The following is a 9,681-nucleotide window of genomic DNA, read 5'->3' on the forward strand; positions in this document are numbered from 1 at the left end:
GAGCATGCGGCTGTTAACCGCAGGGTCGTCTGTTCGAGCCAGACAGGGGGAGCCAACAAATTGTACCGCTGCCGAGGCGGTGGCGGTACTCCTTCTTTTTACGGGCCATTAGCTCAGTTGGTCAGAGCCACCGGCTCATAACCGGTTGGTCCGGGGTTCGAGTCCCTGATGGCCCACCACAGGGATCAAGGATTTCCCGTGCATGGGGATACATTCGGGTGGGCAACATAGGGGTATAGCTCAGCTGGTAGAGCAGTGGTCTCCAAAACCACGTGCCGAGGGTTCAAATCCTTCTGCCCCTGCCACTTTTCCGCAGGCTGGGCAGCCTGTACATGCTGATATAGCTCAGTCGGCAGAGCACATCCTTGGTAAGGATGAGGTCATCAGTTCGAATCTGATTATCAGCTCCAAAGAGAATTCCCGCAAATTGGCTGGACAAGCTGGTTTGCGGGAATTTTTTATATTTTGATTTGCAGTGACGCGGTCTGTCGCCCTCTTTCGCGCAGTTTTTTCCCCGTGCCGGGGTATACTGGGCAAGGAAATGTTGGAAGGACATTCCCCAACCGGTAAGATGAAGGAGGATTTCACAATGAAAAAAGTATTGGCTTTGCTTCTTGCGCTCGCGTGCGCGCTTCCGCTCGGCGTGGCCGCCGCCGCTGCAACGGGAGACGCGATCCCCTACCCGAATATCGGCCTTGTGGTGGAGAGCGACCTCTGCGACGGGGACGGGGCCGTCTACTCCGCCGATGATGTGATCGCGCCGGACACCACCGTCTACTTTGCGATTGAAGAGGCGGCGGTCAGCAAGCTCACCGACAAGGATTTCTTCAAGGTCAAGGCCGACAAGGGCGACGACAACTCGAAGATGATCCAGAAGGTCAGCGTGACCGAAAAGAACTTCGGCACGGGCGGACAGATCAAGGGCCGCTGGACCGCGGTGAAGATCGAGCTCAAGCAGGACATCACCGATAACGAATATAAGCTCACCCCCGAGGTGACCTTCACAGCAAAGGAGAAGGTGACGATCGGCGGACAGGAGTACCCCGAGGGACAGAAATTCTCCATCAAGTTCAAATTTTTCATGGGCAACACGACCGAGAACGCCGATCAGGACTATCTGGCGGGCGACGGCGGCGTGATCCTCGAGCCGAACAAGAACGAGGACAACGAGATCACCTGGGAGGACGAGAACAAGACGCTCGCGCGGCTCGCCTTTGAGAGCGACGACGACGCCAGGAAGCTCTTCCCCAAGATGACCACCAAGTGGGATGACCAGGATTACGCCGATTACTTTGCCGACCAGGACGCCTTCCTCTTCGACTTCATCGGCGCGCCCCGCATCTCCTCCACCAGCCGCGCCATCTTTGAGATTTACAACCCCTACTACGACTCCGACGAGGATACCCTGACGGTCGACCCGTCCGACGTTGTGATCTACCAGGTGATCGACGGCGAGCTGGTCGACGTGACGCCCGCCTTCTCGGCGGTCGAGACGGACGACGGAGACTATGTCTTCCGCTCCAAGACCCGCCAGCTCGGCACCTATGTGGTCGCCGAGATGCCGATCGCGGCGGCGGTGCGCGCACAGCGCCCCGCGGAGAAGCCCGTCAGGGAGGCGCCCGCCAAACCCGCGCCGTCCGAAAAGGCGATCCTGCCTTCCTTCGCGAAAAAATAACAGCACCCCACCCTTCGTGCCCGGTCGATCCGGCGGGTGGGCACGGGGAAAAGCAGCCGCGTTTTGCGCGGCTGCTTTTCTTTTTTTACAGCATCTGGATAAAAGTGACAAAGCGGTTACAAATGGAATTCCATAAAATGGAATGGTTACAATGTGGTTACATCGAGGTTACAATCTCGTTACAATTATGAAAATAATTTTAACAAATTTGAATTTTCCTCTTGATTTCTGCATAGAATGTGGTATATTATAAGTAAGCGAAATACAGAACGTAAAATGGTCTGTAGAAATTATCGTAAAAGTTACAATTTGTAACTTTTAAAGGAGGCAGTAGCCGTGAAAAGACAAAATCATCCGCTCCGCACCGGGGTTCTCGCGGCCGTTGCCGCGTTCATCGCCCTCTCCGTTTTCGCAGGCGGCTTCATCGAGATCTCCCGCGATGCAGGCCTCGCCCGCTGGTTTACCGATACCGCCGTCTACCTGATCATGAACAAGTTTGGCTCCAAGCTGTTCGCTTCGCTCGTGATCGGCTGCGGCGCGGCCTTTGCCAACAGCATGATCGCTTACGGCAGGGCCGTCAAATCCCAAAAGCGCGCGCGGGCGACCCGCGTGCGGTTTACCCCCGGCGATTCGGGCATGGAGCGCACCGCCTAAACCGCTTTTCATTTTTTTCTCCTAATTCATAAAAAGAGCGCCGGCATTCGAAAGAATGCCGGCGCTCTTCTTCCGCCCTTTTGCGGGTGGATTTTTAGGCGAGGATGTAGGGCGCGAGATGCCCGAGCAGGAGCAGCACCCCCAGGGAGAGCACGCAGTAGAGCAGAATTTTCCAGGTGGGCGGCGTGGGCCGCTTGAAGATAGACATACCAATGCCCCCAATGCACAAAATACCTCGTTCAGTTTAGCACAAGTTCGGCAAAAAGGGAAGGGCTCGTCGGAACCCCTTGTACGCCGCCGGGGATTTATGGTATACTGGAACCACTCGTGAAAAGGGCGGCCGAGAGCGGCCGCCCGGGGGACGCGTCGGACGCCTGCCGGATTCCGCGCGGTGCAGGTTCGCGCCCTCCGCCTTCCCAAAATATGTGCCGGAGCGCGGCGGCGGAATGGATGATTGTGATGTATCAGGACATGATGGACACGATTGGGTTCGTCTCCAAAATCGACCCCGAGGTCGGCGCGGCGATGGGACGGGAGCTGGCCAGGCAGCGCCGCAACATCGAGCTGATCGCTTCGGAAAACATCGTCAGCCCCGCGGTGCTCGCCGCGATGGGCTCGGTGCTCACCAACAAGTACGCCGAGGGCTACCCCGCCAAGCGGTATTACGGCGGCTGCCAGAACGTCGACGAGGTGGAGAACATCGCCATCGAGCGCGCCAAGAAGCTGTTCGGCGCGGAGCACGCGAACGTGCAGCCCCACGCGGGCGCGCAGGCGAACCTCGCGGTCTATTTCGCGCTGCTCGAGCCGGGCGACACCGTGCTGGGCATGAGCCTTGCCGACGGCGGCCACCTGACCCACGGCTCCCCCGTGAACCTCTCGGGCAAGTACTATAAGTTCGTCTCCTACGGCGTGGACCCCGTCACCGAGGTCATCGACTACGACAAGGTGCGGGAAATCGCGCTCGAGTGCAAGCCCAAGCTGCTCGTCGCGGGCGCGTCGGCCTATCCGCGCGTCATCGACTTCGAGCGCCTCGCGGCGATCGCCAAGGAGGCCGGAGCCTACTTCATGGTCGATATGGCGCACATCGCGGGACTGGTCGCCGCGGGCGAGCATCCCAGCCCGGTGCCCTACGCCGACATCGTGACCACCACCACCCACAAGACGCTGCGCGGCCCGCGCGGCGGCATGATCCTCTGCCGCGAGGAGCTCGGCAAGAAGATCGACAAGGCGATCTTCCCCGGCATGCAGGGCGGCCCGCTCGAGCACATCATCGCCGCCAAGGCGGTCTGCTTCGGCGAGGCGATGACCCCCGAATTCAAGGCCTACCAGCACCAGATCGTCCTCAACTGCCGCGCGCTCGCCAAGGCGCTCACCGCGCGCGGCTTCCGCCTCATCTCGGGCGGCAGCGACAACCACCTCGTGCTGCTCGACCTGCGCAACTTCGGCATCACCGGCAAGGACTTTGAGAAGAAGCTCGACGAGGTCTACATCACCGTCAACAAGAACGCCATCCCCAACGACCCGCAGAGCCCCTTCATCACGAGCGGCGTGCGCGTCGGGACCCCGGCGGTCACCAGCCGCGGCTTCGTCGAGGCGGATATGGAAAAGATCGCCGAGTTCTTCTACCTCACTGCCACCGATTTTGAGGGCAGGGCCGACGAGATCCGCGCCGGCGTCGAGGCCCTCTGCGCCAAGTACCCGCTCTACGCCTAAGGGAACTTTTGAAAAAGTTCCCTTAGGAATCCTTCAAAACGTTTGGTTCAGGCGGCGCGCCCTGCCCCGGAACCGTCCGCCGTCCGTGCGGCAAAGTTGCGTTGTGCGGCCGCGGACGGCGTTTGGCCTGAATCGAAAGTTCCGCGCCGCTTATGGAGAAGCGGCCGTATCGCAATCGGCAGGCGGCGGCTCGTTTCTTTCGGAGGTGATTTTTATGGCGGCTCCGCTGGCGGACCGCATCCGTCCGCAGACCCTCGACGACGTGGTGGGGCAGGAGCACCTGCTCGCGCCCGGGATGGTGCTGCGGCGGATGGTTGAGACGGGCAGCATCCCCAACCTGATCTTTTACGGCCCGTCGGGGGTCGGCAAGACGACCGTCGCGTCGATCATCGCGAAGAAGGCGGGCAAAAAGCTCGTCCGCCTCAACGGCACCACCGCCTCGACGCAGGACATCCGCGACGCGGTGGCGGCGCGCGACACGATCGACGGGATGGGCGGGGTGCTCCTCTACCTCGACGAGATCCAGTACCTCAACAAGAAGCAGCAGCAGTCGCTGCTCGAGTGCATCGAGGACGGCTCGGTCACGCTGATCGCCTCCACGACCGAGAACCCCTATTTCTACGTCTACGGCGCGGTGCTCTCCCGCAGCACGGTGTTCGAGTTTAAGCCGGTCACCCCGGCGGATACGGCGCGCGCCGTCCGGCGCGCGTTCGAAGCCGCTGGGGAGGACGGCGGGTACCTTCTCGCGGAGGGCGTGGTGGAATACATCGCGCAGGCGTGCGGCGGCGACGTGCGCAAGGCGGTCAACGCGGTCGAGCTGCTCGCGCTCGCGGCGGGAGACAGGCGGGAGATCACCCTGGAGGACGCGAAGCAGGTCGCGCAGAAGAGCGCGATGCGCTACGACCGCGAGGGCGACGAGCACTACGACCTGCTCTCCGCGCTGCAAAAATCCATCCGCGGCTCGGACGAAAACGCCGCCCTCCACTATCTCGCGCGGCTTTTGGAGGCGGGCGACCTGCTCTCCCCCTGCCGCCGCCTGCTCGTGATCGCCAGCGAGGATATCGGGCTGGCCTACCCGATGGCGATTGCCGTCACCAAGGCGTGCGTCGACGCGGCGGTGCAGATCGGCCTGCCCGAGGCGCAGATCCCGTTGGGCGAGGCGGTCGTGCTGCTCGCGACCGCGCCCAAGTCGAACGCCTCCTGCGCGGCGATCGAAGCGGCGATGGCCGACGTGCGCGCCGGGAAGTCCGGCCCGCCGCCCCGCTGCCTTCAGAATAAGCACTTCGACGGCGCGGACGTCAAAAATCCCGGCCAGTTCTACCGCTACCCGCATGACTATCCCAACCACTACCTGCGCCAGCAGTACCTGCCCGACGCCCTGAAGGACCGGGTCTACTACCGGTTCGGGGACAACAAGACGGAACAGGCGGCCAGGGCCTACCGCGAAAAGCTCCTGCGCGAGGCCGCCCCGGAGAAGGGAGATTGAAGAGATGAAACGGCTGACTGCCCTTGTCCTCTGCTTCTGCCTGCTTCTGGCGGGGTGCGAAATTCCCGCGCCGCCCCGCCCCGCGCCTTCCCGCCCGGACGCGCCCGTCGCCGTCCGGGTGCCCGAGCAGACGGCCTCCTCCCACCCGGAGGCGCCGTCCGCCGAGCAGCCGGACATTGAGGCCGAGCCGCCGCAGGAGGAAGGCCCTTCCCCGGCGCGGACGGCGGAGCGGCTTGCCGCCGCGCTCCGGGAGGGGGATATCCCCGCGCTTGAGGCGCTGGCGAATCCCGCGTTCGGTGTGGAGGGCAGGCTCGACTACTGGAAGACGGCCGCGCTGGACAGCGTTTCCTGCGAGGAGCCGGTGCAGGACGGCGGGGACTGGCTCTGCCGGTTCACGCTGGAGGTGTCCGACCCGGGTGAAACGCCGCTCAAGGCGGGGCAGAACATCTGTTACGCGCAGATCGGCTACGCGCCCTACGGCATGTGGGACGATTATTCGGTGCTGGTATTTTCACCCGCGCAAAACTACTATTCCACGTCGGATTTGCAGGACGACCCGGCGCGCCTGGCCTGCTGGATGCGCGACTTTGCCTTCTTCGAGACGTTCGACGACCCGGCGGAGATCGACCGGGAGGCGCTGCTCGACTTCCTGCTCGGCCTGGCCGCGCGGGACTATCCCGAAGCGGAGGCGACGCCGCTTAAAATCGGTTCCGGACTCGGCTATACCCAGGCGCAGCTCGACGCGGTCGCAAAGCGCTATTTCGGCTTCAACAGCTTCATCATGACGGACTCGCGCCTTTACGACGCGGAAAGCGGATGCTATGTGCTCAACGGGCACGGCGGCAGCTACCGCAATGAGCGGGTGGTGCGCGTCTCGGAAAAGGAGAGGATCCATACCGTCTGGATCGAGCAGTATGACGACCCGTTCCAATTTGTGCCGAACGGCGCGCTGGAATGCGCGTTTTTGCGCAGCGACGACGGCGGCTTCCGGTATCTCTCGGTGAAAGCGTTCCCGGCGGCGCCGGAATCATAGCGGAAAGAGGTGATCGCGGGCAATCAGGCCCGTTCACATAACAATACGCGGGGATAAAAACACGGTCCGGTTGGTAGTCCGGGCGCGGCGAAAGCCGTCAGTAACCTGCCTCCTAAGGTTGTCCGTTTCCCGCGGCGAACACTTTTTTAGGAGGAACGGCAGATGGACATTCGCGGCAGGACAACGGTTTATTTCGAGGACCCGTTCTGGGTTGCGGTGTGCGAGGTTTCCGAGGGCGGAAAGCTGCGCGCCGTGCGGGTGGTATTCGGCGCGGAGCCGAAGGACTACGAGGTTTACGGGTATTTCCTCGATCACTGGCGGAGGCTGCGGTTCAGTCCGCCCGTCCCCGATGGGGAAAGCGCCGCAAGGCAGGTAAGCCCCAAGCGGATGCAGCGGGAAATCGCGCGCGGGCTTGCCCGGACGGGTACGGGAACCAAGGCGCAGCAGGCGGTAAGCCTGATGCGCGAGGAAGCGGCGCGCGAGCGCAAGGTAAACGCCAAGGCGCGCGCCGAAGAGGAAAAGGCGCAGCGGTACGCGCTGCGCCAGCAGAAGAAAAAGGAAAAGCACCGGGGCAGGTAACACCTGCCCCGGCGCTTTTTTACGCTTGGGATTCTTCCGGCTCGGCGGAAATGTAGAGTTCTTCGGCCTTCTGCTGTAGAACCTGCATCTGCTCGATGACGTCGGTGATGCCATTGAAAAGCTCGTGGTAAAGTTTTTGATAGTCGGGCATACAATCACTCCACTTACAGTAATTATTTGTCACCGTATGACAAGAATTGAGGTTATTGTATCATATCGTGCTCTAATTGTAAATATAGCAACTGGTGACAAGTTTACGATTGGAGGCAATGATATGCCGATTGATCTTGATATTTTGAGGGAGCTGCGCAAAGACCATAATCTGACACAGGAGCAGATGGGGGCTCTGTTTGGGATTAAAGCATCATCGTATTCGAATTACGAAACAGGCAGGCGGAAGATATCGATTGGCATGTTGGAAATCATTGCCGACAAGCTGGAGACCTCTACGGATTATCTTTTAGGCCGCACAGCGGTCGAAAAGCCTTATCCGCCGAGAAAGCCAAGCAGATAAAAATCCCCGGGACGGCGCCGTCCCGGGGCGTTTTTTATGTAGTTTTCAGTCTCCGTCGAACACCGTTTCGATCAGCCGGTCGGAGCAGTCGGGCGAATAGCGCCAGCGGCTCAGGTGGCCTTCGGTGAGAAAATAGCGGGTGGGCTGGGCGCGCCAGGAGGCCTCGAAGGAATCGACAATGATGAGCTTTACCTTCATCTTTTCGGGGATGAGGCTTTTGATATAAACGCTCGCGTGCTGGCCGACGGCCACTCCTTCGCGCGGTTCCGCAAGCCCGGCGAGGTTGGGGGAAAGCTCGACGAACACGCCGTAGTCCTCCACCGAGCGCACGATGCCCGCCACCGTTTCGCCCGCCGAGAACATCGCGGCGTTTTCGCTCCAGGTGCCGAGCAGCTCCTTGTGGGAGAGGGAGACGCGCCCGCCCGGCTCGAGCGATTTGACGACCGCTTTGATGTCCTGCGCGGGGGAAAAGCGGTCGCGCGGATGGGAGATGCGGCTGATCGATATCGCGTCGATCGGGATGAGGGAGGGGATGCCGCAGCCGATATCCACGAAGCATCCGAACGATTCCAGATGTGTGACCCGCGCGTCGATGACGTCGCCGGGGGTGAGGGACGCGATATAGTTGTCCTGGCACTCCTGCTGGACCGCGCGGCGGGACAACTGGGGGATGACGACGCCGTCAGACGCCTTGACAAAGCCGGTGATGCGGTAGCAGACCGGCTTGTTGACCCGGGAGATGATGGCGATGTCGCGGGTGGTGCCCTCCGATATTCCAAGCGCCGCTTCGTCGCGCGGGATGATTCCGCGCCACGCGCCCATGTCCACGATCAGGTTGTGGTCGGGGTCGCAGACGACCGCGCGGCTTTCCAGGATACGCCCCGAGGCGTGCGCCTCCTGAAGGGCGCTCAGCGAGTGGAACGCCTGCCGGTTCGCCGGGGTATCTATCAGCAGTCCTTCCGGTTTGTAGTTTGGCATTTTGTGAGCCCTCCTCTTTCAACATATCCCATTTATATGAGGGCGCGGGATGGATTAGAAGATGGATTTGCCTTGGGGATGCCGCTCGGGGAGCGGCGGAGCTCTCCTTGGGTTTTCCGCGCTGCGCCCGGCGGGGCTTATGATCGCTCTCCTTCGGAGAGCTAAGGGGAGCCGCCTTCGGCGGCGGAGATTGCCGGGACCCGCCCCGGCAGGCGGGTCCATTTCTTGCGCGCCCAAGAAATGGACGAAAGAAGGGCGCTCAAGGGGGGCTCACTTGAAGAAGGCAGGGCGCAAAGCTCGCCCCCCTTGAGAATCCCCCCTCCGCTCACGTCCAGCCTCCCGCGGAAATAAGGCAAGTGCCGACGCACACGCCGGGGGTGGGTACATGGGAGAGGACGGCTCGCATCCATCCGTCCGCAAAGGACTGTAAGGCCCATTCTGCGACCTATCATCTAGCAAATCCGCACTTCCAGAACGTGTACATTTGTCCCACTGCGGCGTATCATAAAGGCAATATACGGTACCGTAATACAAATGTACACCATCGTAATATATCAAAACTACAGAATCCCGTATATCATAGTACACGGTGATGCAGATGAAAGGCGACTTTGTAATCCATCCCCGAAAGTGGGCGGGAGAATCCTCCGTCATTTCGGCCAGATTGCCAAATGCAATTATCAACCAGCTCGACGGGATTGTGAGGCAGACTGGGCGAAGCCGTAACGAACTTATTCTGCTCTGCATCGAATACGCACTGAACGATCTGGTATGCGAAGAGGAGGCGTTGATCAAATGACCAATAATGACGATTATAAACTGGCTTACTGTTTTTTGGCCAGCAAGGTATCGGAGGTTACGGAATTTCTGCGCAGGCCGCTGGAGGGGGAGACAGCCGAACAGATCAAGAACAGCGCGGCGGCGCGGACGGTCCAGGCAGTGGTGCTGCTGGAAGAAGCGCAGCGCCGCTCCTGCGAAATCCTTTGCGCGGATAAATCCTAGCGCCTCCCGGCGGGTACGCTTGCACGTGCCTTCTTCTTGCAGTTGGC

At 61.0% G+C, this 9,681-nt stretch carries 10 protein-coding genes and 3 tRNA genes; 11 read left to right on the forward strand and 2 right to left on the reverse strand.

What is annotated here, in order from left to right; genetic code table 11:
- The first annotated feature begins 102 nt into the window (after positions 1–102).
- The 9 genes from RDM88_RS09665 to RDM88_RS09705 all read left to right on the forward strand — a co-directional run bounded on the left by RDM88_RS09665 (position 103) and on the right by RDM88_RS09705 (position 7,140).
- Positions 103–179 (forward strand) — tRNA-Ile (locus RDM88_RS09665).
- A 50-nt stretch (positions 180–229) separates the two neighbouring features.
- Positions 230–305: transfer RNA gene (locus tag RDM88_RS09670), tRNA-Trp, on the forward strand.
- Between the two features lie 29 nt (positions 306–334).
- Positions 335–410, forward strand: a tRNA-Thr gene (locus tag RDM88_RS09675).
- A gap of 179 nt (positions 411–589) precedes the next feature.
- A complete protein-coding gene (locus tag RDM88_RS09680) occupies positions 590–1,675 on the forward strand; it encodes a hypothetical protein (RefSeq protein ID WP_308754639.1) in 1,086 nt (361 codons plus the stop codon).
- Positions 1,676–2,011: 336 nt separating this feature from the next.
- Positions 2,012–2,329: a hypothetical protein gene (locus tag RDM88_RS09685; RefSeq protein WP_308754640.1), complete on the forward strand. Its 318-nt coding sequence runs from the start codon at positions 2,012–2,014 to the stop codon at positions 2,327–2,329.
- A 459-nt stretch (positions 2,330–2,788) separates the two neighbouring features.
- A complete protein-coding gene (glyA, locus tag RDM88_RS09690; RefSeq protein WP_308754648.1) occupies positions 2,789–4,042 on the forward strand; it encodes a serine hydroxymethyltransferase in 1,254 nt (417 codons plus the stop codon).
- A gap of 214 nt (positions 4,043–4,256) precedes the next feature.
- On the forward strand, positions 4,257–5,528 hold the full coding sequence (locus tag RDM88_RS09695; protein ID WP_308754641.1) for a replication-associated recombination protein A: 1,272 nt from the start codon (positions 4,257–4,259) through the stop codon (positions 5,526–5,528).
- Positions 5,529–5,532: 4 nt separating this feature from the next.
- Complete coding sequence (locus tag RDM88_RS09700; RefSeq protein WP_308754642.1) at positions 5,533–6,561, forward strand: hypothetical protein; 1,029 nt, start codon at positions 5,533–5,535, stop codon at positions 6,559–6,561.
- 162 nt (positions 6,562–6,723) lie between these two features.
- Positions 6,724–7,140, forward strand: a complete 417-nt coding sequence (locus RDM88_RS09705; protein ID WP_308754643.1) for a YjdF family protein — start codon at positions 6,724–6,726, stop codon at positions 7,138–7,140.
- Positions 7,141–7,159: 19 nt separating this feature from the next.
- Here the strand turns inward: RDM88_RS09705 and RDM88_RS09710 are convergent, their stop codons facing one another.
- Entirely contained in the window at positions 7,160–7,291 is a 132-nt protein-coding gene (locus RDM88_RS09710) for a hypothetical protein (RefSeq protein WP_308754644.1), read from the reverse strand.
- 123 nt (positions 7,292–7,414) lie between these two features.
- Between RDM88_RS09710 and RDM88_RS09715 the strand changes: the two genes are divergently transcribed.
- Positions 7,415–7,654 (forward strand): helix-turn-helix transcriptional regulator, encoded by a 240-nt coding sequence (locus tag RDM88_RS09715; protein WP_308754645.1) that lies wholly within the window; start codon positions 7,415–7,417, stop codon positions 7,652–7,654.
- Between the two features lie 45 nt (positions 7,655–7,699).
- On the opposite strand, the gene RDM88_RS09720 is transcribed toward RDM88_RS09715, so the two are convergent.
- Positions 7,700–8,632: a S1 RNA-binding domain-containing protein gene (locus RDM88_RS09720; protein WP_308754646.1), complete on the reverse strand. Its 933-nt coding sequence runs from the start codon at positions 8,630–8,632 to the stop codon at positions 7,700–7,702.
- Between the two features lie 795 nt (positions 8,633–9,427).
- Between RDM88_RS09720 and RDM88_RS09725 the strand changes: the two genes are divergently transcribed.
- Complete coding sequence (locus RDM88_RS09725) at positions 9,428–9,634, forward strand: hypothetical protein (RefSeq protein WP_308754647.1); 207 nt, start codon at positions 9,428–9,430, stop codon at positions 9,632–9,634.
- Positions 9,635–9,681 lie beyond the last annotated feature (47 nt).

The organism is uncultured Anaerotruncus sp. (genome assembly GCF_902490045.1).
Taxonomy (GTDB): Bacteria; Bacillota; Clostridia; order Oscillospirales; family Ruminococcaceae; genus Anaerotruncus.